Genomic DNA, 24,110 nt, shown 5'->3' on the forward strand with positions numbered 1-24,110 from the left:
TTAAAAAATAAACTGCAGATTTCACTTACTTTTATAATCTAAAATTAGAACATAGGGCTGTATTGATTCACCCGATGTTTCAGGATCCCCGCCGGGATCCGTCTTGGGGAGCCTTGATCCCGTCCCATGCTTGTCAAAATTGCCAAGGACCGTATCCGCAAGGGCATGTTTGTTGAGAGCGTTGCCTGTCCAAGCCGTGAATTCGCACGGCGGCGCTTTCTCCTGCAAACCGATGACGAACTTGCCGCGATCCGCGCCACCTCGGCGCAGGAAGTGTCGATCAACATCCGTCTCGGGCTTGATCCGGATGGCCGCTCGCCGAACAAGGAAACGCGCAAGTCGTCGCGCGTTTCTGCCGATGCTCGGCAGAAACAGGCGCTACGCGGCGAAATCCACCAATCTGCCAAGATGCTGAGATCAAGCCTCGGCAACCTCGTCACTGGCGGGGCACTCGACCTGCAGAGCCTCTCACGCGCGGCGGAAGACAATGCCGGTATCTGGACGGACAGCACCTTGCTCGCGCTGGAGGTCACGAGGCTCAAAAGCAAGGACGAGGCAACCTACCAGCATTCGCTGGCTGTGAGCGGCATGATGACCCTTCTTGCCCGGTCACTGGACCTCGATGACGACACCACCGGCATCCTGGGCCTGGCGGGCATGCTGCATGACATCGGCAAACTCCTGATCCCCGACGAGATTCTGACCAAGGCGGGCAAGCTCACCGACCGCGAACGTCTGATCATCCGCAACCATCCGGAAGCAGGCTATCGAATTCTCACGACCTATCCGGAACTGCCGCCCGTCGTGCTCGAGATCTGCCGCCTTCACCACGAGATGCTCGATGGCTCCGGCTACCCGCTCGGGCTGAAGCAGAAGGATCTGAGCCTGCCCGTCCGGCTGAGCACCGTCTGCGACGTCTTCGAGGCGCTCACCTCCGTACGGCCCTACAAGCGGCCCTGGACGACCCCGGAAGCCCTCGACTGGATGTTCGGCAGACCGCATCTCTTCGATCGCAAGATGGTCATCCGTCTCGGCAGCATGCTGACGGACGCCCCATTGCATTGAGCCGCGCGGTCGATCCTGCTTCAGGGCGAAGGTGCGGCTTGTAGGAAAACGTCAGCGCCCGGTGAACGGCAGACATTCGGCCTCGGCGAGAAACGCCCTCGCATCCGCCTCATAGCTGGCCTGCGGCGCCAGCACACGAAGCACAACATAACCTTCCGTCCCCGGATGTTCGACGAGAATGGTCTCGGCGAGCGCCGTGATTGGCGTCTTTCTGAGTTGCGCCACCTGTACGGGCGTAGCCACCAGCACATCGAGATCGCCGGCAACCGATGTCCGGTCGTTCATGGAGAATACTTCGTTGGCGTCGCGGTCGTAGATCGCGACCGACCAGAAATCGACGCCGCCACCCAGTGCCACCAGCGACAACGGCTGGCGGTTGATGTCGAAATGGCAGACGGCGACGCGCAGATAGGGATCGAGACTGGAAAGCCCCACCGCATCGGGTGTCGCGCCGAGCGAATGGAAGACAAAGGGCGCTCCCTCTGCCGTCACCCGCGTATAGGCGTCACGGCCGGTGAAATGGGGCACGCCCAGAATGATGATGATGTGCAGAAGCACCGCACCGAAGAAGCCCGTGAGGATGGCGTAGAGAAGCTTGCTCATTCGCCACACCCGATCTGTTCGATGACCGGCATCGCAAGACCGGAGAGGCCGGTGGAGGCCGCAGCCGGCGTGTCGAGCAGCGTCAGCACCAGCTGGAATGAACCCGCATCGGGTATGGCAAGCCAGTTACCGGCCTTGGCGGTCCGCGAGATGACGAGATCGAACGAGCCGTCGCGCCGCCGCAGAACCGTCTGCGAATTCTTCGCCGTCGGCAGGTCTGCTCCGGCATTCAGGGGATTGCCCGCAGCATCGGCAGCATAGAGTGTCCAGAGCCGCGCAGCCGGGGTGCGCCCGCTCATCCGGTAGCTGCAGGTGCCTGTCAGCGTCAGCCCGTCCTTGTCCCGCGAGGCGGTGAACTGCAGGCCCTCCGCCGACCCATAGAGCAGCCGCCCGCCCTTGGCCCTGTGGGCCTTGGCATAAGGGTCGGCAGACGCCGTCTGCGCTGTCGGAAACGCCCGCCACCCGGCGACCTCGATCGCCCCGAAACCGACCGAGGCATTCAGCATCGACAACGCCGAAAGGATCCCGCCCCCGAAGGCGATGATCAGCGCAGTGGCGACGATGAGCGGAACACGAAACACGGGCGGGTCGAGACCTTCGGGTATGCTGGCGCAACGGCGCCGGTCGGCAGTGCCCGAGGCGTATCACTGATTCGGGGGAGAGGGAAGTTTGGGGGTGTGGGGAGAACCGCCATGCCGTCTCCGGCGCAACAACGCCATGGGCCTGCAATAAGCCTCCTTTGGGGTGTCTGACCGGCTGACGCTCGTGAGATGCTGTGAGCAAGCAAGATGTCATGGTCCAAACGGACCTGGATCTTCGAGGACTAGGAGCGGCAACTTTCTCCAATTTTCAGGAAAAACGGAGACCCGTCGCCGCCACCAATCGATTCGCAGTTGCCGAGCCCGGCCAAACAGTTCGCTTGGCAACACGAAATACACCATGCCAAATCCGGCAAGTGCTGCACCCCACGGATACTCAAGTCCATACTTGTGCCCGAGAGCCAATCCTGCAATCAAACCGAACAGAGCGATAATCGACTTCGCCACTGGCGGGCGAAGCGCATTTAGAAGCGTCATCTCAATTGTCAGGATTACCAAGAGGATTGAGAATTCGAGCTTTTGCAATGCGAGCTTCCAATATCTTGACGATAGACCATACCGCTTGAGGGCGACGTAATCAGACGCATTCATGATCTGAGAATTGTCTCATCGAAATCGAAGGCGCGCAACCCAAAGTGAATACAATGCGAGGCGTCACGTTTTAGTTTTATGTCTCTGGTCTCGGCGGCAGGCTGCGACCTCTACTTCAGCACCCCTGCAGCCAGCGCCCGCTGTATCCCACGCACATCCGAGCCCTTCTTCAAGGTCTTCGTCACCGGCTCATGGCTGCCGGAAACCCAGATCTTCAGCTCGCTGTCGAGGTCGAAGGTGCCGGCGGTCTCGACGGAGAAGCGGGTGATCGCGCGGTAGGGCACGGAGGTATAATCGACCTTCGAGCCGGTGATCCCCTGAACGTCGATCAGGATCATTCGCTTGTCGGTAAAGACGAAGACGTCGCGGATGACCTTGAAGGCAAGCGACACCCGCTCGCCCTCGATCAACACGCCATCCAGCCGCTTGGCAAGATCGGAGGGGTCCACGCTCGATCCATGGCCCAGCAATCCGTCAAACAATCCCATCATGTTCCTCCTGTGGTGTTGGAGCGGAGATGGGAAGCGGCGGGTCAGGCGTCAAGATGACGTGCAGCGCTGCGCTGACGTCACGCCTTCTCACAAAATGCGACCCGGTTGCTGAACGGGTCGGTGACCGTCATCTGCAGGCCCCAGGGCGCATCCTCGATCCCTGGTTTCAGATAGCGATAGTCCTTGGCTGTCAGTTCCGCATGAAAGGCCCTGATGCCGCGCATCCAGGTGAAGGCCTTGGCGCCGGGGGAGGCGTCGCCGGCATGTTCGGAGAGATGCAAGACGCAAGTCCCGCGCGACACCTGGCAGTATAGCGGAAAATTCTCGCCGAAGCGGTGCTCGAAATCGACGGAGAAGCCCAGGAAGTCACGGTAGAACTCCATCGCCTTGTCGACATCGAAGATGCGGAAGATCGGTATCGGGGCTTCGATTGCGATGTCGGCTTGCAGGCGCTCATCGGCCGCGATCCGGGCCGCGAGAATGTTCCAATGCTCGAAGCCCATTTGCCTGGCCACCAGTTCCAGTGCCCGGGAATGGGTAATCTCAAGATTGGCTTTGGCCAGTTCCGCCTTCAGCGTCCTTGCCATCAGTTTGGCATCGCGAAAATCGCGCATGGTCTTTCCTTCCTCGGTGGCAACAGGTCACATCAGTGTCCGCGTTTGCTGATCCGTCGCCATCTTCCGCAGAGGGAAAGGATGAGGAGGTATTCTTGTGATGCATTCACCATCGCGTTCCAATGAACGTCGCGGAGCGGCAGGCTGCATCGGCCTGCCAGAGAGGCTAGCAGACCCCTTCGCCAAGGCAAGAGGGGGCAAGGCGCCTTTCTGCATCCCTGTCGCTTCCGCCGGCAGCGCCGTCATCCCACCTTTTCGTAAAACGCCTCAAGCGTCGCCACCTCTACACCAAGCTTGGTCAGGGAGGCATGCACGCTCATATGCCGTTCGTCATGCAGGATGAACCAGTCGTCGAAGCCGAAGCGGGTCTTGGATCCGTCGGCCTGGGGCACGTCCCGACTGTATTGCCAGCGGAAGGCACACCCGGCCTGTTCGCCCTCCGCCGTGCCGTCGATCAGTGTTTCGCGGCCCTCGTAGCGGCCCTTGTCCCGCTTCAGGATCGTCCAGGTCAGCGTGTCCGAATGACTGTCGTCGAAGAAGTAATCCTCCGTCAGCGACAGCACATTGGCGGAGGCATCGAAGCGCCCGCGCGCGTCGATCGTGAAACGGTTCTGGAAACCGCCGAACCGGCCGATCGTCATGCCATAGCCGCGCAAGCTGCCGGAGAAGAATTCCTCCAGGATGAAACGGGGCTCTTTGTCTGCAAAATCCTGAAGGTTCAAGGCGTCTCTCCTCGGTTGCCGCTGCGTCCGGGAAAACACGGCGAGGGCTCTTCCGGTTCCCGCGCCCGCCGCCCTGCGTTTTGGCCCCTTACTCTTTTGCAATGGTCGCGCTATCTGGTCATCCGACAACCAGTTCCAGGAGGAGGTTCATCATGGGCAAGCGGATCGTGTTCACCGGCGGCAGCGGCAAGGCGGGGCGCCATGTCGTGCCCTATCTTCTGGCCCAGGGGCACAAGGTGCTGAATGTCGACCGCACCGTGCTCGATGTGCCGGGCGTGCATACGCTGTTGACCGATGTCACCAATGCCGGAGAAGTCTTCAACGCGCTCTCCTGCCATTTCGGCTATGACGGCTATGAAGAGGAAGGCGGCCCGAAGACGGTCGATGCGGTCGTGCATTTCGCTGCCGTTCCCCGCATCCTGATGCATCCCGACAACAAGACCTTCGCCGAAAACACCGTCTCGACCTATAACGTCATCGAGGCCGCCGCCAAGCTCGGCATCCGCAAGGTGATCATCGCCTCGTCGGAAACCACCTATGGCGTCTGCTTCGCCGAAGGCGACAAGGACTACAAGGAATTCCCCCTGACGGAAGAATATGACGTCGACCCGATGGACAGCTATGGCCTGTCCAAGGTGGTCAACGAAAAGACGGCGCGTGCCTTTGCCATGCGTTATGGCATCGATGTCTATGCCTTGCGCATCGGCAACGTCATTTCTCCGGAAGACTATGCGAATTTCCCCGGCTATCTCGCCGATCCGCCGGTCCGCAAGCGCAATGCCTGGTCCTATATCGACGCCCGCGATCTCGGCCAGATCGTCGATCTCTGCGTCAGGAAGGACGGTCTCGGCTTCCAGGTTTTCAACGCCGTCAACGACACGATCACGGCCACGATTCCCACCCGCGAGTTCCTGGCAAAATACGCCCCGAACACTCCGATCACCGGTGACATTGACGGCTTCGAAGCGCCGCTTTCCAACCGCAAGATCCGCGAGGTCCTCGGCTTCAGGGAACAGCACGACTGGCGCAACTATGTGAAGGTCTGAGACCGGGCCCCTTCACATCCGGTTCACTCGAATGTCAGACGCCCCGGCCTCCCGGGGCGGAACACCAGGCTGAACTTGGCCATTCAACCCCTTGTAATCGCAACGAAGACAAAGGGAGACGGCCATGGCTCAGTCACGCCGGATGGAACTGAGATTGCTCGACGACAGCGAGAAGCAGCTTGTGGAGGCCTCGCGCCATCCGCACCTGGCCGAGCGCGACGACGAGGAACTGGCAGATCTGCGCAAGGCGCTTCGCGAGCGCCGCGATCGGGCCCGCGACATCGCCAACCGCCAGCGCCGCGAGATGCGCGGCAAGGCGGCTCCGGCTGGTGCAAAGCCGTCTGCGGACGATGCCGGAAGCCGCGAGAAGTTTGCGGCCCTCTCCGCCGCCCTGCAGCGCGTCAATGGCGAAGTTTCTCGCCGGCAACGTTACGCCTCCCGCGCTGAGCTGAAGCGCAATGCACAAAAGGCGCTGGAGATGCGCCGGGCCGCCAGCCGCCCCAACCGCCCGACATCCCGCCGCGCCGGAAAGGGCATGCGCTCCGTTCCCAATGAGCGCGGTCCGGACCTGGTCAATCCGATGGAGGTCGGGCGTGTGTCGCAATTCGTCAAGAATGGTCAGGCGCGACGCGACAGCCGTTGAGGCCCACCCGTTCCCTGTCGGCTTCACCGGTAGGGAACGCGGAATGCCTGCAAATTTTAGCGGTTAAAATCCTAAATTGGTGGATGAAACCAACGGGCTTTTCACATATGAGGAATATGGAAAAACCCTTCATATCTAGGGTTTGTGGACGGCCTGAAGCAGAGTTATGCCCGAAAAACGCATGGAAGTCGCCAATTGCGCACGGACCGAAGTGCATGGCCAATGGTTCGTCACATTCGACGTCGCCATGCAGGGTTATGTCATCACGACGGTCGATGCGCCGCTGATGTCCGGGCGCATTCTATGGTCACACGCGGCCTTTCACGGCTTCCGGGATTTCGATCCGAAAGAGAAGACCGAGCTTGAGGCAGCCGTTGGCCGGATTTTGCTCGGAGAGGCCGGTTTGCAGATCGAAGGGGATAAGGCCTCCGGTCAATGCCGCCATTGATGCGCCGACCTCAACGGTTCCAGCGCGGCAACAGATAGGCAAAGGCGATCGTCACCGCCAAAGCCGTGACGAGAGCGATCAGCAGGGCAAGCGCAAAGAGTGCAACGGCCTTTCCGGCGCCGATCCCAAGATCCCGGCGGAACCAGCGGATTTCCGCCTGACCGTACCAGGCAAGCGCAGCGAGCCCGAGAACCGCAGCATAGGGGATGCCCCGCCCATCCGGGATCATCAGGAAGTCAACCGTCAGCCCGAGCAGGAAGACAAACGGTCCCGCCACGTAGCACTGGCTGAAGAACGGCGGCCGCAGCGTGGAACGGGTCAGCACAAGCCGTTTGTGCAGAATGAGCGTCACCGCCATCACCATCGGGAAGACACCGAAGATCACGCCACGGGCGATCAGCAGGTTCGAGAGCGACTGGGTGAGTGCTGCCGCCTCCGCCGTGGAGCCCATCGTCGGGAACGCCGCGGAAACGGCCTGCGACAACAGCAGCGTGATCAACAGGAAAAGCGGTGGACTGATCGTATCGTCATACTGGTCTTCCGGCCGGTCGCCCAGTTCGTCATCGGCATAGCGCATCATGCTGAGCGGACGGGTCAGCGCCCGCCAGAAGGTCAGGGGATAGAAGACCAGCCACGAAACAAGCTCGTAAAGCAGTTCCTCCAGCGATTTCAGCAACCTCATGAAATCCATGTGCACCTGCCGCCTGACCGTGACGCGCCGGGATCGTCTCGCGGCAAGGGTCAGTGCGACGATGCCAGCCGGCAGAACGGCGCGCAAGTCCGCCCGACGACCCCGGAGGCGACATGCCAAAAGGCTGCGAAGGGGAACCTTCGCGTGGAACCGGCTGGCCCCGGGGTGCAGCCGGTCTCTTACCCTCCTCGAAATCGGCAGGATGGCAACGCGAAACGCGTGATGAGGGGGGGCAAAGCTCAGGCCGACCGTTTGCCGATCGGCAACCCTTGATCTCGCCTCTGCGTCTGCTTGGCGTTTTCGGCACGAGGGGAGGGTCTGTCACGCTGACGACGGCCCGCATCTTCGGCAAGCGCGAACTGTCGCCCTTGAGAATCGTCCCACCCCCTGCCAGTGTCGCCCGGTCGACATGCCTCCGGAGTTCCGATGCTCGCCCTTTTCCGCAAGACGCCGATCCTCGGCGCGCTTCTCGCCCAGGTCGTTGCCCTGCCGGTCGTGGCGGCCGTCACCGGGCCGCTCTCGACCTCTGTGGAGCGCGTGCCGCTGATCGGTATCGCGCTTCTCCTGCAAGGGCTGATCGCCGCCGGCATCACGGGCGCGCTGGGCCTTGCCCGCTGGTGGCTGCTGATTGCCTTTCTCTTTCCGCTCGCCTTGGGTTCGGCCATGTTGCTCGGCAATCTTCCCGCCTGGCCCTTCGGCATCGCCTTCCTGCTGCTGGCCCTGGTCTTTTCCAACACCACGCGCGGCCGCGTGCCGCTCTATCTCACCAATCCCGAGACGGCCTCGGTGTTGAAGGACCTCATGCGGGATCGCAAGGCCGCCCGCATGCTCGATCTCGGCTGCGGTCTCGGCGGCGTGGTGCGGGCGCTGGATGGGGAGGGCAGGCAGGCGCGCGGTGTCGAAAACGCCCCCGCCGTCTATCTTGCCGCCCGCCTGCTCTCGGCCGTCAACGGCAAGGGCAAGATCCGGCGCGGCGACCTCTGGCGGACGGATGTCTCGGGGGAAGACCTGGTCTACGCCTTCCTGTCCCCTGCGCCCATGGCTGGCCTGTGGCAGAAACTCTCGGCGGAAATGAAACCCGGCAGCCTCTTCGTCTCCAACAGTTTTCCCGTGCCGGATGTCGATCCCGACGAGATCTGGGAGCTGTCGGATGCGCGCAAGACGCGGCTGTTTCTCTACCCGATCGGCAAGGCGGAGGCGGGATGAGGCGGGCTGAAACCGGCTGAGGCACGTCCTCGGCCGGTGTCGGATCCCTTCCGGCGGACGGTCAGCAAATATCGAGGCGAAGGCCACCCGAGAGGGCACGCAGCCTGAGGGCTTTGCCATACCCAGCTTGACCTGCGGCCATCGAGCCGCCATTCCGCCGGAAGCGCGGGGCCCCCGCCTGAGAACCTGCGTTTGGCAGTCAGCGTCTCAAGCGCCGAGTTTCCATTCCCGGCGCAGGATCGCATATTGCATCGTATTTTCGTAAATCGGATTGCCGTCATCGTCATTGGTGAACGACACGAATTCGATGAACACGCCTTCCCGGCGCATGCCGAGTTTTTCGCACAGGCGCTGCGACGGGATGTTGTGGTCTTCCACATATGCATAGATGCGGCGAAAGCCCCGCGCGTTGAACAGGTGATCGAGCAGGGCCCTTGCGGCTTCAAACGCATAACCCCGACCGACGAACTGCGGGTTGAGGTGCCAGCCGACCGAGGTTGTCAGGCTGTCCTCGTCTTCCTCTGCCGCTTCGCCGCCAAAGAGGTCGCCGATCACCTGACCGGTCTCCTTCAGGCAGATCGCCAGGCTGCCCGGGTTGCGCGCGCGTTTCTGAACCTCGGCTTCCGCAGCGGCGAGGTCGGCGAGCGTCTCCGAGAGAAAGCAGGTGGCGGTCGGCGCGCGGAGATAGGCGAAGAGGTCTGCGGCGTCCCCTTTTCGGAATCGCCTCAGGATCAGGCGCTCGGTTTCGACGATCTGCATGGTGTCTGCTCTCACAAAACGGTCAATGATGGGCCTGCGACAGGCTGCGGTGCCTGGCCAGGGTAAAGAAGACGATCACAGCCAGCGCCGCAATGACCAGAGCCGCCGTCATCAGGAGGAGCGTGTGGGTCTGGCTGAACGCTGCCTTGCCGGCTTCAATCAGGGCCATGGCCTCGTTCTCTTGGAGCGTGCCGGCCACAATATAGGTGTCGCCGATGGAGCGGGACGCCTGGTCGGACAGGGCCGGGGAAAGGCTGGGCGGCAGCACCATGGCATGGCGGAACACACTTGAGATGAAAACGCCGAAAAGGGTGATGCCGAGACCGGTACCGAGCTCGTAGCCTGTCGCCTCCAGCGCGCCCGCCGCCCCACCCTTGCTCGCGTCGACGGAGCCCATGATGGCAATGGAAGAGGCCGTCAGTCCGATGCTCAGCGTGAGGCCGAGAAGGGCAAGGGCCGAGGGAACGACGACGCCCGGATTGTTGAAGTCGCTTCGCGCGAGGAGGACCAGCAGGCCCGCGGCAATCAGAAGCGAAAGTGTGGCGACCAGCCGCAATCCGAACCGGTTGGACAGGTAGCCCGCGACCGGACCGCCCACCGCTGCCGCCGCCATGATCGGGATCATGAAGATCCCGGCCTCGAGCGGCGTCTTGTCCAGCACATATTGCAGTTCCTGCGCCAGCGTCAGTTCGACGCCGGCCAGCGCACCCGATGCGACCAGCGCCATGAGCAACCCGGCGACGACAGCGGGATGCGACAGGAGCGAAAGGTCCAGCATCGGGTCGGATGAGCGCAGCTGCTTGCGGACGAAGAGCGTGAGCGCCACAAGTCCGAGGACAACCACGATGACGATGATCGTCAGAGGCTGTTTGCCCGCAAAGCTGGCCTTGATGCCATAGACCAGCGATATCATGCCGGTGATCAAGAGAAGCGCCTGGCCGATCGGCCATTTTCCGGATGTCGTCTGTTCGACGCGCGGCAGGAGGAAATAGCAGGCCGGCGCGACCACCAGCATGACCGGCACATTGATCAGGAAGACCGAGCCCCACCAGAAGTGCTCCAGCAGAGCGCCGCCGACGAGCGGCCCCACGGCAGCACCGGCGGCACCGACCGTCCCCCACAGGCCGAGCGCCATGGCGCGCTCGCCCGGATCTTCGAACGTCTTGCGGATGAGGCCGAGCACGCAGGGCATGATCATCGAGCCGCCCAGGGCCAGAAGCACACGCGCCGCAATCAGCATCGCGGCACTTTGCGCAAAGGCAGCGAATGTCGAGGCCATCGCAAAGATCGCAAGCCCGACAAGCAGGATTTTGCGGTTGCCGACCCGGTCGGCGAGGGTGCCCATCGGCACCAGAAGCCCCGCCATCAGCAGCGGGTAGATGTCGATGATCCAGAGCACCTCGGTGCCCGTGGCATTCAGCGATTGCGTCAGGGTCGGGATGGCGACATGCAGGATCGTCATGTCGAGCACCACCGGCAGGAAGGCCAGCATGACGGCGATAAGGACAAGCCAGCGATTGGCGGACACAGATGTGGATGGCATAACGGACCTACGGACAGGGATTGCGTCCGCCCATATAAATACATACGTATGGATTTCAATAGTGAGCAAGAAAAAGGAGAGCCGCGTTGGGCAGGAAGCCGACGATCACCCGCGAGGGGCTGCTCGAAATTGCGGAAGGCATCGTCCGCAATGAGGGGGCCGCAGGTCTGACGATCGACGCTCTGGCCAAGGCGGCAAGCATCTCGAAGGGCGGCGTTCAATACTCCTTCGCGTCGAAGGACGAGTTGGTGCGCGCGCTGATCGAGAGGTGGACCTCGCAGTTTGATGCACTGCTGGGGAACGTGGAGGGCGTCTCGCCGGTCGAGCTCGTGCGCAATTACATCAAGGTCATGCGCAGCTCGCAGACGACCATATACGCCAAGATGGCAGGCCTGATGATTGCCTATATCCAGAACCCGCAAAACATCACGGAAACACGCCAGTGGTACCAGTCCATGTTCGAGCGTCTGGGGGATGGATCGCGCGAAGCGCAGGCCGCCCGGGTCGCGCTCCTGGCGGCCGAGGGCCTCTTCCTTCTGCGCATTGCCGGCATCGACGAAGACGGCGAATGGAGTGCCTATCTCGACGATGTGGAGAGCGTTTTTGAACGCCTCGTGGCGGCGGATTCTGCCGGTTGATCAGGGGGGCAGGGCAACTTTCGCGCCGGATGATCCACGAGGCGCAGAACTCGCCTCCCGCCCCCGCGCCGCATGCTCGCGACGGCCGGACCCCTGACCGCGCCGAGGCTGGATCGAAGCCTGGACGCGAGGCTCAGGTGCAGCTCACGCCACCACCCGTTGCTCCTCGTCGGCCACGCTTACCCGCCAGGTATTTCGCCCGTCGGCTTTGGCGGCGTAGAGCGCCCGATCGGCCGCGTCGAGCAGGCGTTCGAAATCGCCTTCTGCCTGGATCGCACCACAGGCAGCCCCGACGCTGATGGTCACGAATGCATTGCGGTCGCCGGTAAAGGCATGCGCGACGCCGAGCTGCCGCACGGCACGGCGCAGGTTTTCGGCAAGCGCTGGCGCTTGTTCTCCATCGGCGCCGGAGAGGATGGCCAAAAATTCCTCGCCGCCATGGCGGGCGAGATGCGCTTCGATCGGCAGCGACCTGCGCATGGCGCGCGCCACGCGTTTCAGACAGTCGTCGCCAGCGCCATGGCCATAGGCGTCGTTATAGGCCTTGAAGTGGTCGACATCGGCGACGAGAACCACCACCCGCCGCGCATCATCCGCCACCTCCGTCATCAACCGCATCAGCTCCATTTCGGTGCCTCGGCGGTTGGCCAGCTTCGTCAGGGGATCGGTCACCGAAAGGCGTGCGAGCTCCTTGTTCTGGCGCGCCAGCTCGCGTTTAAGCGCCTCGTTTTCCTGCATCTGCAGATGGCTGGTCAGCGCCTCCACCTCCAACTGGTAGGAAACGAGCAGCGTCATGATCACGGTCGGCATGTAAACCGCCAGATGCTGGATGACATAGGAGGGGCTGGTCCCTGCGAGAAACCAGATCGCCGAATAATTCAGGCAGAATGTGAAGATGCTGGCCCTGAGCGCCGGCCGAAAGGGCGAGGCGGCGGCAATCGTGATGGCCATCTGAAAGCTTGCCGCGGCATAGAAATAGGAGAGCACGCCGGGGCTCTCGCTCGAGACGAGAATGGCACACCAGCAGACATTGGCGAGGAGCGCGACCAGGATCGCCGCGATCTCCTTCTTCTCGATGGGATGATCGCCGGCGATATAGAAAAGCAGGCCGATCGCGATCGGCAGCATCACGCCGAAGCGCAGCGTGGCGGACAAGGCGGTGACGTCGCCCAGCAACCACAGATCGAAGAGAAAACAGCTGAGATAGAAGATCAGGACGCAGAAGACGGCTGCGCGCAGCATACGGCTGCGAAGGGGCGCACGATCTTCCAGAAAAGCCGCATATTGTTCCGCCGAAAACCGGGGTCTTGCGGGAAGTCCGAGCCATCGCATCATAAAGGTCCAATCACCGATTGAAATATAGGATCCGTCAAAAACAGCGAAACGTTAGGATCGACCCCCTTAATTTGGGGTGAAGGTCATGTACCAATACGAGAAATCATGGATGAAGACATCGGCCATGGTTAGCGGAAGCTTAACGCGCCAGAACACTAGGCGACAGATCGAAAAAAACTGTTTCAATTCAGGATAGTATCGCCGCGACGGCCGTTGATCTCTTCTGCAGAGGCAGGTCGGTATGCCTGGCGAGCGCCATCGGAGCGTTGTGACAAGCGCCCATGATGTTTAGCGGTTGGTAAACTTGTGATTGTCTTAACGGCCGGATTTAACGACTTGTCGAGCCGGTGGTCTGCGGCTCGACGGCGGCCTGTGCCGTCCCGCCGGCCGGCACGACGAGCTGATCGGCTGCCTTGAGCCTCGCGGCGAGATCGCGGATCAGCTGCGTCGACTGCGACGACAGGGACCGCGGTCGCACCATCGGCGGCAGCGCGTCCGGGTTTGCGGCATCCGCCACCTGCGGTTTGGCTTCCTTTTCCGGCATCGGCTGGTCGACGCCGGGGATCGGCTTGATGTCGATGCCCTGATGGGCATAGTCCATCAGTTTCTTGAAGGTCATGGCCGGCAGCGACCCGCCCGTCATGTTGTTGGTCGAGGTGTAGTCGTCGTTGCCGAACCAGACGGCGGCCGTGTAGTTGCCGGTATAGCCGACGAACCAGGCATCGCGGTAAGCCTGGGTGGTGCCGGTCTTGCCGGCGGTCAGGATCCCGTCGACGGCGGCGCGCCGCGCCGTGCCGATATAGGGGATCTTCGACATCATCTGGTTCATCGAACGCGCCGCCTGTTCCGACAGGATACGTTCCCGCGGCGGTGCATCCCGCTCGAAATCGTAAAGGACGTCGCCGGCGTAATTCATGATCTGCGCAACGCCGTGGCGCCGCGACGCATAGCCGCCGGCCGGCAGCACGGCATAGGCCGTAGCCTGGTCCATGACGGTGACTTCCGAGGTGCCGAGCGGGATCGTCACATCCTTCTTGATCGGCGTCTCCACACCCATCGCCTTGGTCGTCTGAATGATCGCGTCGATCCCGAACTTCTCCTTCGCAAGACGAACGGGGATCGTGTTGATCGATTTCGCCAGCGCCGTTTCCATGGTCACCCGGCCGGAAAAGCTGCGGCCGTAATTCTGCGGACTCCAGTTACCCCAGGCGACCGGCGCATCGACGACAACGGTTTCCGGTGTGTAACCGTTCTCCATCGCGAGCGCGTAAGTATACATCTTGAAGGACGAGCCCGGCTGGCGCAGCGCCCTCGTGGCGCGGTTGAACTGGCTTTCGCCATAGTCGCGACCACCGACCATGGCGCGCACGGCCCCGCCATTCTCGATCATCACCAGCGCGCCCTGCTTGACGTTATAGCTTTCGCCATATTCGCGCAGGGACGAGGCAACCGCCTCTTCGGCTGCCTGCTGCAGGCCGAGATCAACAGTGGTGCGCACGACCAGCGTATGATCCTTGAAGCGCGCCGCAATCCGCTGCACCTCCTCAAACGCCCAGTCGAGGAAGAAGTCTGGCGCATCCATCTCGTCACGGTCGATGACGGAAGCCGGATTGCGCCGGGCGGCAACCACCTGGCCCTCGGTCATCAGCCCGCTCTGCACCATGTTGGTGAGCACGTCGTTGGCACGTGCGCGCGCCGCCGGCAGGTTGACATGCGGCGCATATTTGGCCGGCGCCTTGAAGAGACCGGCGAGCATGGCGGCTTCCGCCAGCGTCACCTCGGTGATGTTCTTGCCGAAATAGAATTGCGAGGCGGCTGCTGCGCCAAAGGTGCCGCCGCCCATATAGGCGCGGTCGAGATAAAGCGACAGGATCTCCTGCTTGGAGAGATTGGCCTCGAGCCAGAGCGACAGGAAGGCTTCCTTGATCTTGCGCTCGATCGACCGCTCATTGGTGAGGAAGAGGTTCTTCGCCAGCTGCTGCGTCAGCGTCGAGCCGCCCTGGACCACTTCGCCCGCCTTGGCGTTTTCGGTCATGGCGCGAGCGAGGCCGAAGAAGTCGATGCCGAAATGCTCGAAGAAGCGCCGGTCTTCCGTGGCCAGCACCGCCTTGACCAGATGGTCCGGCAGCTCATCGACCGGCACGGAGTTCTCGTGGATGATGCCGCGATGTCCGATCGTATTGCCGTAGCGGTCGAGGAAGGTGACGGCGAAATTGTCGTGGTTGCGCCAGTCTTTCTTGGTTTCCTCGAAGGCCGGCTGGGCAAGCGTCAGCAGAACCACCATGCCGGCAGTGCCAAGCGTCATCGCTTCGCCGGCGATCTCGAATCCGAGCTTCTTCAGGCCCCGAACGCGAAAACGGCGGAAGAAGATGGTGATCTCCTCCCAGGCCTCGACCAGATCGTAACCGGCATTCCACAGGGTCGAGTCGAGCCAGCTGTCGATCTTCAGGAAGATATGGCGCTTGAGCTTCGGCGGCGTCTCGGTCCTGGCCTCGGTCCCGAGCGAAGCCGGTCGATCGGCGCTGTCGGCAGCACCCAGGCGCTCCGTGGCGTCGAGATCATCAGGCTTGTCTGTGTCGGCCACCGTCGCTTTTTCCCGAAATCGTGTTGCCCACTCCCTTGACGCGCCCGTCGATTGGGATCAGGACCCAATGGGAGAGGGGCAGGTCGTCATTATGCGAGTGATGGGCGATTTGCCGGCAAAGAACAAGCGGTTTCGCCGCGCATGGTGAACCCGGCCCGGCCCCGGGCGCGCTTTTGAGCCAGGGCGTTGCACCCCTGCACCGGCCGCGACACGAAAGCCGCCGCACGCCGCTGCCCCATCGCAGGACCAAAGCCAGTTGAACAAGACAATGACCGAACAGCCTTTCTGGAAGACCAAGACGCTCGCGGAAATGAGCAACGCGGAGTGGGAAAGCCTCTGCGACGGCTGCGGCCTCTGTTGTCTCAACAAGCTCGAGGACTGGGACACCGGCGAGGTGGTCTTCACCTCGGTGGCCTGCAAGCTCTTGGACGGTGAGAGCTGTCGCTGCAAGGACTATGAAAACCGCCAGGACACCGTACCGGACTGCATCCAGCTGACACTGAAGGGCCTGCGCGAAATCAAGTGGCTGCCGCCGACCTGCGGCTACCGCCTGATCGACGAAGGCCACGACCTCTACTGGTGGCATCCGCTGGTGTCTGGCGACCCGGAAACCGTCCACACCGCCGGCGTCTCCGCCCGCGGTCGCACGATTTCGGAAGAGGGCATGGATGTCGAGGATCTCGAGGACTACGTCGTCGACTGGCCGCTGAAGGTGGGGGCGGAACGGGGGTAGGGGAAGAGCCTAAAAACTTAGCCGTCTCTTCCGTCTCCGAGCCTGCGGGCTCGTCTTGCAATGGATTTCAGTTCCAGCCACAGGCCAAAGATGGCGACCGTTACTCCGACGCCAAACAGAAGGATCATGAGCAACACGTCCCTGTCGGTGATGTCTGGCACTGCCTTGAGCAGGGTGATGGGGGGAGCAAGAGATACAGGAGAATGCGAAAGGCCGCGCCGGCATCAAGTGCCCGCATCCAATCCTGAGGTCGTGTTTTCCTGTGTTTCATGGTCGTAATTCCAGCCTGAGTGACAGCAACGATTGACCGACAACGGTGATTGCCTTTTTTCACCTCAGTGAACCCTCAACCCATCCCCAAAAACACAGCCAGATTGCGCGTCACCGTCATCAGCGTCTCTTCACGCACCCGACCGATGGCCCGACCGACCCGTTCGCGTTTCACGGACATGGCCTTGTCGATCATCACCCAGGATGGCTGCAGAAGGCCGCTCTCTGCGTCCGGCTCGACAAAGACGCGGAGAAGCGGCGCCTCGATGGCCGTGCTTGTGATCATAAGCACCGTGACAGTTCCCGTCTCTCGAAAACTGTCGCTCTGGATGACAAGCGCCGGGCGCGGCTTCCCGAAATCACCTGAAATGGCAACCGTCACCAGGTCGCCGCGTGTCACGCCTGTGGCTCCGCAGGCAGATCGTCAAGTATGTCGTCGAGCAGGGCGTCGAGGCCGGCATCACGGCGGTCGGCTTCCGCCGTCAACTGCGCCTGACGAGCGCATTCTTCTGCAAATCCCGGCTGACGTATATCTGGCAGCCAGAGTTGTACGGGCCTGAGACCCATGGCCCTCAAAGCTTCACGCCTTTTCTCCACGCGCTTTCCAACCGGCAGTGCCATGACCGAAACCCTTTTTCGCGTCGTTACATGTAACACATGGCGACCAAGACAGCAACCGAAGTCAGGCCAGGTCCCCTCACTCCACCGTCTGCGATGACCACAGCACCCTCGAATCGGGGCCGGCAGCGGGAAGACCCAGCACCGCGCGGGTATCCGGGCTGAGACCGGGGCCGGAGGAGGTTGTACTGGTGAGTTGATACGCAGCCTCCCTTGAAAACTCGAAGGCGAGCTTGTTCAGCCGCTTTGAGGCGCCGTAGTCCGGCGCCTTTGGCCCGCCGCCGACGATCATCACCGTGCCGTCGTCGATCTTGGTGATCGGCGGCACCTGGATCAGCGTCTCACCGGTCTGGATATCGACGATCCTGAGGCCGGCCCTCAGCTGCGGATTGTCGGGCCGCCGGACGCCGTCGATGGTCACCTGGGTGCCGGTCAGCTGTTGCAGGCTGAGCGGGCTGCGCAGGAAGACGGAGTAAACAACGACTTCGGCCCGCGCCGGCCGCGTGCCCTTGAACAGCGGCGTCAGCTGGTCGCGCGCATGCGGGGTGATGTGGGCGGTGATGGCCTGCTGCAGCGCCGCCTTCTTGGCCTCCTGATTGGTCAGGCCGAGCCGCGTGCCAAGGCCATCGAGCGCCGACGGTCCTGAGACCGCGCGGTTGATGTCGCCCTCCAGTTCGGACACCAGCAGCGGCTGGTCGAGCCTGGAATAGTCAACCGTGATCTCCGCGAGCGCAAACTGGGCGAGGAAGCTCGGCGCCTGCGTCGCGGGGGGCGCCTGGCAGGCCGCAAGCCCGGTCAGGAGAGCGGCGGCAAGCGCCAGGCGCAACCGGACAAACGAGGAGCACAAGGCAAGCGAGGCGCGCATGAAAGACATCGGTTCTCTCCGTCTCGGTGTCTTCGCATGGAGGCAAAGACCGCAACTGCAGGCGTTCTGGACCGAAGGCTAGGATGAAATCTTCCCCTTGTCTCCGTGGCTGAGAGGCGAGACGCCCGGTTAGCCACAGTTTGACGTCTTGCCGATGGACGAGGCGATGTCCTGAGCTCTATCGGGGAAACGCTGCGAGAAGCGGGGTTTCGCCTGCAAGTCTATGATCATGAAAGATTTTCCGCTTGATACTTCCTCAGGCCCATTCCTTCGCTAAGACGCGCTACCCGGCCGGAGGAGGTTTGCGTGAAAATCTTTCTGATCCTGTCACTGTCCATCATCGGGCTTGCCGCCCTTGTCTTTGTCGCAGGGCTCTCCCTGCCGCCGACCCGCGAGGGCAGGGCGGATATGGAAGTTGCGGCGCCGCCCGAGCGGGTGGCCGCCGTGATCACCGATGTCGCCCGCCAGCCGGAGTGGCGCGACGGTATCACCACAGTCGAGGTGGAGGGCGATGGCTGGGTCGAGACGACCACGCGCGGCGAGGTGATCCGCTTTGCCTGGACAAGGCGCGAAGCCCTGACGCTTGCCCTGACATTCCGCTCCGATGCCGGCTATCATGGCACCTGGCAGGCTGATCTTCAGCCGCAGGCGACCGGCACGCGGGTGACGGTGGTGGAGCGCGCCACGATCGATAATCCGCTCGGTCGCATCATCGCCCGCCTCATGTTTGATCCGCAGGCCTTTGCGGCACGTTATCTGCAAGCCCTGAAAATCGAAGCCGAGCGTTGAGAGGAGGAGGCCCATGGCCAAGAGCGAGAAACCGAAGAAACCGACCGACTGGCGCAAGCGCTTCGCCGCCGCCAAGGACCCGCATGTGGTGATGCTCTCCTCGCCCTTTGCCGGCGTGCCGGCCGGCGCGATGATGCTGATCTCCTCGCCGGGCGAGATCGCCCGCTATGTCGCCGCCATCCCTGCGGGCGAAACCCGCACCATCGCCCGCCTGCGCAGCGATCTTGCCAAACGCGCCAAGGCGGATGCCATGTGCCCCGTCACCACCGCGATCTATCTGCGCGTCGTGGCCGAAGTGGCGCTCGACGAACTGGAGGCGGGAAAGCCGATGGACGAGGTCGTGCCCTTCTGGCGCGTCATCGAACCGAAGGACAAGCTCGCCGGAAAGCTCTCCTGCGGCCCCGAGCGCATCGAACATTTGCGGGCACTGGAGACGGGCTGAGACCCACCTCCCCCTCGAGGGGGAGGTCGCCGCAAAGCGGCGGGTGGGGGTGACATGTCGACGAGTTCCGCCGCTGGGATTGTGGTGCCGGTCGCGCGCGTCACCCCACCCCGGAACTGCGCTCCGACCCTCCCCCTCAAGGGAAGGGTGGGCGTCAAGCCGCGTCGCGGATCTGCAGGTCGACCGTCAGGCCGGCAGCAAGTGCCATCTGGACGAGGCCGTCGAGTGCGAAGAGATCGATCTTGCCGCGCTTCAGGTCGGAGATCCGCGGCTGTGTGACGCCCAGACGCCGGGCGGCCTCGGCCTGGGTCCAGTTCCTGGCCTTGATGTGCTGTTCCAGGGCCATCATCAGCTTCGACCGCAGTTTCATGGTCACGGCTTCTGCCGGGCTGTCTTCGAGGACGTCCCAGATGCTCGTGCCGCTGTCCTGGCTCATGCCTTTCGCTCCTTCATCATTTGCTCGTAACGCCTCGTAGCAAGCTCGAGATCCCGTTTCGCCGTCTTCTCACTCTTCTTCTGGAAGCAATGCAGCACATAGACCGCCTCGACGAACCTCGCGACATAGATGATCCGGAAGGCGCCGCTCAAATCCCTGATCCTGATTTCCTGAACGCCCGATCCTATGCTGGACATAGGTTTCCAGTCGCCCGGTTCGAGGTTGTGCTGAACGCGGTCCAGCTGATAGCCCGCATCACGTCTGGCTCCGGCAGGGAACTGCCGGAGGTCATCAAGAGCGCTGCCGACGAAGAGCACGGCTTTCATGGCGGGATCATACAAAATTTTGTATAAACAGCAATTCCAGATTTCTCCGCAAAACCCTCACCCCACCCCGGAGCTGCGCTCCGACCCTCTCCCTCAAGGCGAGGGTGGTGGGCGCGTGATTGTCGACGTCATGCAATTGAAGTACAGTGCTGTGAGGAGAACGGCACGACCAAAGCACTCGTCCAGACACGCATCGATCCCGAGATCCGCGACCGCGCGGCCGCCGTGCTGGAGGGCATGGGGCTGACGGTGTCCGATGCCGTGCGGATTCTGCTGACCCGCACCGCCAACGAAGGCGCTCTCCCGATCGAACTCCTCTCGGATCCCGCCATGCATGATGCCTGGTTCCGGGCCAAGGTGCGCGAGGCGCTGGAAGATGTGCGCGACGATATCGAGGATGAGGCTGTGAGCAGGGGTGGCACAACGAAAAAATAGTTAGCAGAGTGGGGAGTATACTGATCAATAGTTGTCTTGGCTGCGGACTCTGCTACCATTTCAGATGGCGCGGGAGCAGGCGAGGCTGAGATGAGTTCGTTCTGGAAGTGGGTATTGGGGATAGTTGCTGGAATTGCAAGTGCCGTCTTCATCGGTATGCAGCAGTACGTGCAAGACAAAACCTCTGAAATTCTTCAATCGCTGAATTTTTTTCAGAGGGATGACGTAAACAATGATCCTTTGCTGAAGCAAAAGTGGTATTTGACGCTTTTTTACATGAACTTGGATTCCGCAGGTGGATGGAAGCCAGCATTCGAGGAGTACAGTGTCACATTTAACCGAAGCCCCAATCTGGAGGGGCAAATGGTACATATCGAAGACGACGGTAGAACTTACCAAATCGCTGGTTTCAAATGGCCTAAGAAGCTTGCGTTTACCTATAAGCCCCTAGACGATGAGGGGCCCGGTTTTGGCACATATATTCTTCAGCGTGTAGAAAGAATCACCGGCGGTCTCGATGTTTATGTGGGTAGCGCTTATGTAAATGCTTGCGCTAATACTTTAAAAGGCTCTTGTGACGATGCTGGCCCCCAGAAGGTTTGTCGAGTAACCCTATCCGACAAGCCGCAACTCATCATGAATATGCAATACAGCAGGCACTACAATACGCCTTGCGTGCAAATTGATGGCGGTTTGCTAGGAAAATTCGCGCCAAGGCTGAACGAAGCTGATTTGCGATAGACCATCCTTCACTTCATGTGATTCCGCAAAATCGTCACCCCACCCCTTGACCCTCCCATGATGGGAAGGTCCATGGTGGATAGCGGAGGTGACCGCTATGAACATGCAGTCCAGGCCGGATCAGGCCGAGAACGTTGACGATACCATTCTCCTGCCCGTCGAGGGCATGACCTGCGCCTCCTGTGTGCGGAGGGTGGAGAAGGCTGCGGCCGCCGTGTCGGGCGTGGCCGAAAGCTCCGTGAACTTTGCCAGTGAGACCCTTGTCCTGAAGCCGGGGCCGGGCTTTTCGGCAGAGGCGCTGCTCGCGGCGATCGACAAAGCCGGTTACGAGGCAAAGGCCGAGACGCTGGTGCTGGAGGTCGAGGACATGACCTGCGCCTCCTGCGTGTCGCGGGTGGAAAAGGCGCTGAAGGCGGTGCCGGCGGTCGAGTCGGCGAGTGTCAATCTCGCGACCGGCGAGGCGGTGGTGAAGGTGCTGGGCGGGGTCTCTGCCCTGCCGGCGCTTGCCGCAGCCGTGGCCAAGGCGGGTTATGCCGTCAGGCTTGCCCATGGTGAGAGCGGTGCCCAGGCGGGCGGGCAGGGGGGCGGCGGCCATGAAGGGGCTCATGACGGGACCCATGACGCAACGTCCACGCATCCGGCGGGTTCGACAGGCCAGGCCGTCGACGGCCGCGAGATCAGGCGCGAGAAGGAGATCGCGGGGCTGAAGCGCGATGTCCTGATCGCGCTGGTGCTGACCCTGCCGCTCTTCGTCGTGGAGATGGGCGCGCATATCTACCCACCGCTGCATCATCTGCTGATGGATATTTTCCCCGGCAACAGCCTGTACCTGCTGCAATTTGCGCTGGCGACGGCGGTGCTTGCCGGCCCCGGCCGGCGCTTCTACGTGAAGGGTGTTCCGGCCCTCCTGCGGCTTGCCCCCGACATGAATTCGCTGGTCGCGATCGGCACCGGGGCGGCCTATCTCTATTCCCTGGTGACGACCTTTGCGCCCGGCCTGCTGCCGGAGACCGCCCGCTTCGTCTACTACGAGGCAGCGACTGTCATCGTCTCGCTGATCCTGCTCGGACGGCTGCTGGAGGCCCGCGCCAAGGGGCGCACGGGAGCGGCGATCCGCAAGCTGGCGGGGCTGCAGGCGAAGACCGCCCGGGTCGAGCGCGACGGGGCGATGCGCGACGTGCCGCTGTCAGAGGTGAGGCTCGGTGAGACTGTTGTGGTGCGTCCGGGCGAGCGCATTCCGGTCGATGGCCGGGTTATCGATGGCGCGACTGCCGTCGACGAGGCGATGATTTCGGGCGAGCCGATCCCGGTCGAAAAAGGGCCGGGTGCCACCGTCATCGGCGGCACGGTCAACGGCTCCGGCTCCTTCCGTTTCGAGGCGACCGGCATCGGCGCCGACATGATGCTCTCGCGCATCATCCGCATGGTTGCCGAAGCGCAGGGCGCGAAACTGCCGATCCAGAAGCTGGTCGATGAGGTGACGGCCTGGTTCGTGCCCGCTGTCATCGGCATTGCGCTTGTGACTTTTTTCCTATGGCTGATCCTCGGGCCGGAGCCGGCCTATACGCACGGGCTGGTGGCGGCGGTGGCCGTTCTGATCATCGCCTGCCCCTGCGCCATGGGGCTTGCCACGCCCACCTCCATCATGGTCGGCACGGGCCGCGCCGCCGAACTCGGCGTGCTCTTCCGAAAGGGCGAGGCGCTGCAGAGCCTGGCGGACATCCAATGGGTGGTGATGGACAAGACCGGCACGATCACCGCCGGCAAGCCGGAGGTGACGGAGATCGTCACCGCCGAGGGCTTTGCCGAGGCGGAGGTGCTGCGCCTGACGGCAAGCCTTGAGGCTCGCTCGGAGCATCCCCTGGCGGATGCCATTGTGCGCGCGGCGGAAGGCCGGGGCATTGCGCTGGCAGCAGTGGATCAGGTCGAGGCGGTGGCAGGCTTTGGCGTGACCGGCATGGTCGAGGGCAGGCGGGTTGCTGCCGGTGCCGACCGGTTCATGGTGAAGCTCGGGGTGATGACCCACGGCCTCTCCCCCCTTGTGGGGGAGATGCCCGGCAGGGCAGAGGGGGACTTTGCACCAGCCTCGTCGCTAGCGGAAAAGCCCCTCCCCAACCCCTCCCCACAGGGGGGAGGGGCTGTCTCCGCCGCCAGTCTCCAGGCTGCCGTGACCCGTCTTGCCGATGACGGCGCAAGCCCGCTTTATGTGGCCATCGATGGCAGGCTTGCTGCCGCCATTGCAGTTGCCGACCCGATCAAGCCGACGAGTGCGCAGGCGATTGCGGCGCTGAAGGCCCGGGGCCTGAAACTGATGATGGTGACTGGTGATAACAGGCGCACGGCAGAGGCCGTGGCGCGTCGGGCCGGCATCGATGCCGTGGTCGCGGAAGTGCTACCGCAAGGAAAGGTGAGCGCAATCAAGGACCTGCAGGCAAGGGGCGAGAAGGTTGCCTTTGTCGGCGACGGCATCAACGATGCGCCGGCGCTGGCCACGGCGGATGCCGGGATTGCGATCGGCACGGGCACGGATGTGGCAATCGAAAGTGCCGATGTCGTGCTGGTCGGCGGCGATTTGCTCGGCGCGCTGCATGCGATCGAGCTTTCGGACAAGGTCATGGCCAATATCCGCCAGAACCTCTTCTGGGCCTTCGGCTACAATGTGGCGCTGATCCCGGTGGCGGCGGGGCTGCTCTATCCGCTCTTTGGCCTGACCTTCTCACCGATGCTCGGGGCCGCGGCCATGGGGCTGTCGAGCGTGTTCGTGTTGACCAATGCGCTCAGGTTGAGGGCGGCGAAGGTGACGGGGTGAGGGGACACTCTCCCCCTTGTAGGGGAGATGTCGGCGGAGCCGACAGAGGGGGCGATCTTGGTGGGACA

At 62.4% G+C, this 24,110-nt stretch carries 28 protein-coding genes; 12 read left to right on the top strand and 16 right to left on the bottom strand.

Features of this window, described 5'->3' with window-relative positions; genetic code table 11:
- Nucleotides 1-126 precede the first annotated feature (126 nt).
- On the top strand, nt 127-1,065 hold the full coding sequence (locus H6M51_RS22355; protein WP_185812021.1) for an HD-GYP domain-containing protein: 939 nt from the start codon (nt 127-129) through the stop codon (nt 1,063-1,065).
- A 51-nt stretch (nt 1,066-1,116) separates the two neighbouring features.
- Here H6M51_RS22355 and H6M51_RS22360 read toward each other — a convergent pair whose 3' ends face one another.
- The 6 genes from H6M51_RS22360 to H6M51_RS22385 all read right to left on the bottom strand — a co-directional run bounded on the left by H6M51_RS22360 (nt 1,117) and on the right by H6M51_RS22385 (nt 4,685).
- Nucleotides 1,117-1,668, bottom strand: coding sequence for a DUF1254 domain-containing protein (locus H6M51_RS22360; RefSeq protein ID WP_185812022.1), 552 nt, complete (start codon nt 1,666-1,668; stop codon nt 1,117-1,119).
- A complete protein-coding gene (locus H6M51_RS22365; protein WP_185812023.1) occupies nt 1,665-2,249 on the bottom strand; it encodes a DUF1214 domain-containing protein in 585 nt (194 codons plus the stop codon). Before H6M51_RS22365 ends, H6M51_RS22360 begins: the two co-directional genes overlap by 4 nt.
- Before the next feature lie 210 nt (nt 2,250-2,459).
- Nucleotides 2,460-2,792, bottom strand: coding sequence for a hypothetical protein (locus H6M51_RS22370; protein ID WP_185812024.1), 333 nt, complete (start codon nt 2,790-2,792; stop codon nt 2,460-2,462).
- Nucleotides 2,793-2,968: 176 nt separating this feature from the next.
- Complete coding sequence (locus tag H6M51_RS22375; protein ID WP_185812025.1) at nt 2,969-3,346, bottom strand: PH domain-containing protein; 378 nt, start codon at nt 3,344-3,346, stop codon at nt 2,969-2,971.
- A gap of 80 nt (nt 3,347-3,426) precedes the next feature.
- Nucleotides 3,427-3,963 (bottom strand): glyoxalase superfamily protein, encoded by a 537-nt coding sequence (locus H6M51_RS22380; protein WP_185812026.1) that lies wholly within the window; start codon nt 3,961-3,963, stop codon nt 3,427-3,429.
- 242 nt (nt 3,964-4,205) lie between these two features.
- On the bottom strand, nt 4,206-4,685 hold the full coding sequence (locus H6M51_RS22385; protein ID WP_185812027.1) for a DUF3833 family protein: 480 nt from the start codon (nt 4,683-4,685) through the stop codon (nt 4,206-4,208).
- 152 nt (nt 4,686-4,837) lie between these two features.
- Here H6M51_RS22385 and H6M51_RS22390 point away from each other — a divergent pair, with 152 nt between their 5' ends.
- The 3 genes from H6M51_RS22390 to H6M51_RS22400 all read left to right on the top strand — a co-directional run bounded on the left by H6M51_RS22390 (nt 4,838) and on the right by H6M51_RS22400 (nt 6,822).
- Entirely contained in the window at nt 4,838-5,731 is an 894-nt protein-coding gene (locus tag H6M51_RS22390) for an NAD(P)-dependent oxidoreductase (protein ID WP_185812028.1), read from the top strand.
- 124 nt (nt 5,732-5,855) lie between these two features.
- On the top strand, nt 5,856-6,374 hold the full coding sequence (locus H6M51_RS22395; RefSeq protein ID WP_185812029.1) for a hypothetical protein: 519 nt from the start codon (nt 5,856-5,858) through the stop codon (nt 6,372-6,374).
- 166 nt (nt 6,375-6,540) lie between these two features.
- Nucleotides 6,541-6,822 (top strand): hypothetical protein, encoded by a 282-nt coding sequence (locus tag H6M51_RS22400; protein ID WP_185812030.1) that lies wholly within the window; start codon nt 6,541-6,543, stop codon nt 6,820-6,822.
- Nucleotides 6,823-6,832: 10 nt separating this feature from the next.
- Here H6M51_RS22400 and H6M51_RS22405 read toward each other — a convergent pair whose 3' ends face one another.
- Entirely contained in the window at nt 6,833-7,504 is a 672-nt protein-coding gene (locus H6M51_RS22405; RefSeq protein ID WP_246780643.1) for a permease, read from the bottom strand.
- Between the two features lie 435 nt (nt 7,505-7,939).
- Between H6M51_RS22405 and H6M51_RS22410 the strand changes: the two genes are divergently transcribed.
- Nucleotides 7,940-8,719, top strand: coding sequence for a hypothetical protein (locus tag H6M51_RS22410; RefSeq protein WP_185812032.1), 780 nt, complete (start codon nt 7,940-7,942; stop codon nt 8,717-8,719).
- 207 nt (nt 8,720-8,926) lie between these two features.
- Here H6M51_RS22410 and H6M51_RS22415 read toward each other — a convergent pair whose 3' ends face one another.
- Together H6M51_RS22415 and H6M51_RS22420 are read right to left on the bottom strand one after the other, a co-directional pair.
- Entirely contained in the window at nt 8,927-9,478 is a 552-nt protein-coding gene (locus H6M51_RS22415; protein WP_185812033.1) for a GNAT family N-acetyltransferase, read from the bottom strand.
- 22 nt (nt 9,479-9,500) lie between these two features.
- A complete protein-coding gene (locus H6M51_RS22420) occupies nt 9,501-11,021 on the bottom strand; it encodes an MFS transporter (RefSeq protein WP_185812034.1) in 1,521 nt (506 codons plus the stop codon).
- A gap of 86 nt (nt 11,022-11,107) precedes the next feature.
- Between H6M51_RS22420 and H6M51_RS22425 the strand changes: the two genes are divergently transcribed.
- Nucleotides 11,108-11,659 carry a TetR/AcrR family transcriptional regulator gene (locus H6M51_RS22425; RefSeq protein WP_185812035.1) on the top strand — a complete coding sequence of 184 codons (552 nt, stop codon included), beginning with the start codon at nt 11,108-11,110 and terminating at the stop codon, nt 11,657-11,659.
- 144 nt (nt 11,660-11,803) lie between these two features.
- Here H6M51_RS22425 and H6M51_RS22430 read toward each other — a convergent pair whose 3' ends face one another.
- Entirely contained in the window at nt 11,804-12,991 is a 1,188-nt protein-coding gene (locus tag H6M51_RS22430; RefSeq protein ID WP_246780644.1) for a GGDEF domain-containing protein, read from the bottom strand.
- 331 nt (nt 12,992-13,322) lie between these two features.
- Entirely contained in the window at nt 13,323-15,449 is a 2,127-nt protein-coding gene (locus H6M51_RS22435; protein ID WP_348644568.1) for a PBP1A family penicillin-binding protein, read from the bottom strand.
- 397 nt (nt 15,450-15,846) lie between these two features.
- Between H6M51_RS22435 and H6M51_RS22440 the strand changes: the two genes are divergently transcribed.
- Nucleotides 15,847-16,311 carry a YcgN family cysteine cluster protein gene (locus H6M51_RS22440; RefSeq protein WP_185812062.1) on the top strand — a complete coding sequence of 155 codons (465 nt, stop codon included), beginning with the start codon at nt 15,847-15,849 and terminating at the stop codon, nt 16,309-16,311.
- Between the two features lie 346 nt (nt 16,312-16,657).
- On the opposite strand, the gene H6M51_RS22445 is transcribed toward H6M51_RS22440, so the two are convergent.
- From H6M51_RS22445 to H6M51_RS22455, 3 genes are all read right to left on the bottom strand, one after another.
- Nucleotides 16,658-16,981: a type II toxin-antitoxin system PemK/MazF family toxin gene (locus tag H6M51_RS22445; protein WP_185812037.1), complete on the bottom strand. Its 324-nt coding sequence runs from the start codon at nt 16,979-16,981 to the stop codon at nt 16,658-16,660.
- Nucleotides 16,978-17,202 (bottom strand): antitoxin MazE family protein, encoded by a 225-nt coding sequence (locus tag H6M51_RS22450; RefSeq protein ID WP_185812038.1) that lies wholly within the window; start codon nt 17,200-17,202, stop codon nt 16,978-16,980. Before H6M51_RS22450 ends, H6M51_RS22445 begins: the two co-directional genes overlap by 4 nt.
- 76 nt (nt 17,203-17,278) lie before the next feature.
- Nucleotides 17,279-18,073, bottom strand: a complete 795-nt coding sequence (locus H6M51_RS22455) for a hypothetical protein (RefSeq protein ID WP_185812039.1) — start codon at nt 18,071-18,073, stop codon at nt 17,279-17,281.
- 297 nt (nt 18,074-18,370) lie between these two features.
- Between H6M51_RS22455 and H6M51_RS22460 the strand changes: the two genes are divergently transcribed.
- On the top strand, nt 18,371-18,853 hold the full coding sequence (locus tag H6M51_RS22460) for an SRPBCC family protein (RefSeq protein ID WP_185812040.1): 483 nt from the start codon (nt 18,371-18,373) through the stop codon (nt 18,851-18,853).
- 13 nt (nt 18,854-18,866) lie between these two features.
- Entirely contained in the window at nt 18,867-19,295 is a 429-nt protein-coding gene (locus tag H6M51_RS22465; protein WP_185812041.1) for an MGMT family protein, read from the top strand.
- A 154-nt stretch (nt 19,296-19,449) separates the two neighbouring features.
- On the opposite strand, the gene H6M51_RS22470 is transcribed toward H6M51_RS22465, so the two are convergent.
- A complete protein-coding gene (locus H6M51_RS22470; protein ID WP_185812042.1) occupies nt 19,450-19,731 on the bottom strand; it encodes a helix-turn-helix domain-containing protein in 282 nt (93 codons plus the stop codon).
- Nucleotides 19,728-20,057, bottom strand: a complete 330-nt coding sequence (locus tag H6M51_RS22475; RefSeq protein ID WP_185812043.1) for a type II toxin-antitoxin system RelE/ParE family toxin — start codon at nt 20,055-20,057, stop codon at nt 19,728-19,730. The genes H6M51_RS22470 and H6M51_RS22475 overlap by 4 nt, the downstream gene beginning before the upstream one ends.
- Before the next feature lie 135 nt (nt 20,058-20,192).
- On the opposite strand from H6M51_RS22475, the gene H6M51_RS22480 reads away from it, so the two are divergent.
- The 3 genes from H6M51_RS22480 to H6M51_RS22490 all read left to right on the top strand — a co-directional run bounded on the left by H6M51_RS22480 (nt 20,193) and on the right by H6M51_RS22490 (nt 24,042).
- Nucleotides 20,193-20,492, top strand: coding sequence for a type II toxin-antitoxin system RelB/DinJ family antitoxin (locus tag H6M51_RS22480; RefSeq protein WP_185812063.1), 300 nt, complete (start codon nt 20,193-20,195; stop codon nt 20,490-20,492).
- Nucleotides 20,493-20,528: 36 nt separating this feature from the next.
- Complete coding sequence (locus tag H6M51_RS22485; RefSeq protein WP_185812044.1) at nt 20,529-21,233, top strand: hypothetical protein; 705 nt, start codon at nt 20,529-20,531, stop codon at nt 21,231-21,233.
- 97 nt (nt 21,234-21,330) lie between these two features.
- Complete coding sequence (locus H6M51_RS22490) at nt 21,331-24,042, top strand: heavy metal translocating P-type ATPase (RefSeq protein WP_185812045.1); 2,712 nt, start codon at nt 21,331-21,333, stop codon at nt 24,040-24,042.
- Nucleotides 24,043-24,110: the final 68 nt, after the last annotated feature.

This window comes from Rhizobium sp. AQ_MP (genome assembly GCF_014237835.1).
Lineage (GTDB): Bacteria > Pseudomonadota > Alphaproteobacteria > Rhizobiales > Rhizobiaceae > Allorhizobium.

What these genes read in the sequence shown, in the direction of transcription:
- H6M51_RS22355 (WP_185812021.1), top strand. Translation starts at nt 127, where the DNA reads ATGCTTGTCAAAATTGCCAAGGACCGTATCCGCAAGGGCATGTTTGTT.
- H6M51_RS22360 (WP_185812022.1), bottom strand. Translation starts at nt 1,668, where the DNA reads ATGAGCAAGCTTCTCTACGCCATCCTCACGGGCTTCTTCGGTGCGGTG.
- H6M51_RS22375 (WP_185812025.1), bottom strand. Translation starts at nt 3,346, where the DNA reads ATGGGATTGTTTGACGGATTGCTGGGCCATGGATCGAGCGTGGACCCC.
- H6M51_RS22380 (WP_185812026.1), bottom strand. Translation starts at nt 3,963, where the DNA reads ATGCGCGATTTTCGCGATGCCAAACTGATGGCAAGGACGCTGAAGGCG.
- H6M51_RS22390 (WP_185812028.1), top strand. Translation starts at nt 4,838, where the DNA reads ATGGGCAAGCGGATCGTGTTCACCGGCGGCAGCGGCAAGGCGGGGCGC.
- H6M51_RS22395 (WP_185812029.1), top strand. Translation starts at nt 5,856, where the DNA reads ATGGCTCAGTCACGCCGGATGGAACTGAGATTGCTCGACGACAGCGAG.
- H6M51_RS22400 (WP_185812030.1), top strand. Translation starts at nt 6,541, where the DNA reads ATGCCCGAAAAACGCATGGAAGTCGCCAATTGCGCACGGACCGAAGTG.
- H6M51_RS22405 (WP_246780643.1), bottom strand. Translation starts at nt 7,504, where the DNA reads ATGAGGTTGCTGAAATCGCTGGAGGAACTGCTTTACGAGCTTGTTTCG.
- H6M51_RS22410 (WP_185812032.1), top strand. Translation starts at nt 7,940, where the DNA reads ATGCTCGCCCTTTTCCGCAAGACGCCGATCCTCGGCGCGCTTCTCGCC.
- H6M51_RS22415 (WP_185812033.1), bottom strand. Translation starts at nt 9,478, where the DNA reads ATGCAGATCGTCGAAACCGAGCGCCTGATCCTGAGGCGATTCCGAAAA.
- H6M51_RS22420 (WP_185812034.1), bottom strand. Translation starts at nt 11,021, where the DNA reads ATGCCATCCACATCTGTGTCCGCCAATCGCTGGCTTGTCCTTATCGCC.
- H6M51_RS22430 (WP_246780644.1), bottom strand. Translation starts at nt 12,991, where the DNA reads ATGCGATGGCTCGGACTTCCCGCAAGACCCCGGTTTTCGGCGGAACAA.
- H6M51_RS22440 (WP_185812062.1), top strand. Translation starts at nt 15,847, where the DNA reads ATGACCGAACAGCCTTTCTGGAAGACCAAGACGCTCGCGGAAATGAGC.
- H6M51_RS22450 (WP_185812038.1), bottom strand. Translation starts at nt 17,202, where the DNA reads ATGGCACTGCCGGTTGGAAAGCGCGTGGAGAAAAGGCGTGAAGCTTTG.
- H6M51_RS22455 (WP_185812039.1), bottom strand. Translation starts at nt 18,073, where the DNA reads ATGTCTTTCATGCGCGCCTCGCTTGCCTTGTGCTCCTCGTTTGTCCGG.
- H6M51_RS22465 (WP_185812041.1), top strand. Translation starts at nt 18,867, where the DNA reads ATGGCCAAGAGCGAGAAACCGAAGAAACCGACCGACTGGCGCAAGCGC.
- H6M51_RS22470 (WP_185812042.1), bottom strand. Translation starts at nt 19,731, where the DNA reads ATGAGCCAGGACAGCGGCACGAGCATCTGGGACGTCCTCGAAGACAGC.
- H6M51_RS22475 (WP_185812043.1), bottom strand. Translation starts at nt 20,057, where the DNA reads ATGAAAGCCGTGCTCTTCGTCGGCAGCGCTCTTGATGACCTCCGGCAG.
- H6M51_RS22490 (WP_185812045.1), top strand. Translation starts at nt 21,331, where the DNA reads ATGAACATGCAGTCCAGGCCGGATCAGGCCGAGAACGTTGACGATACC.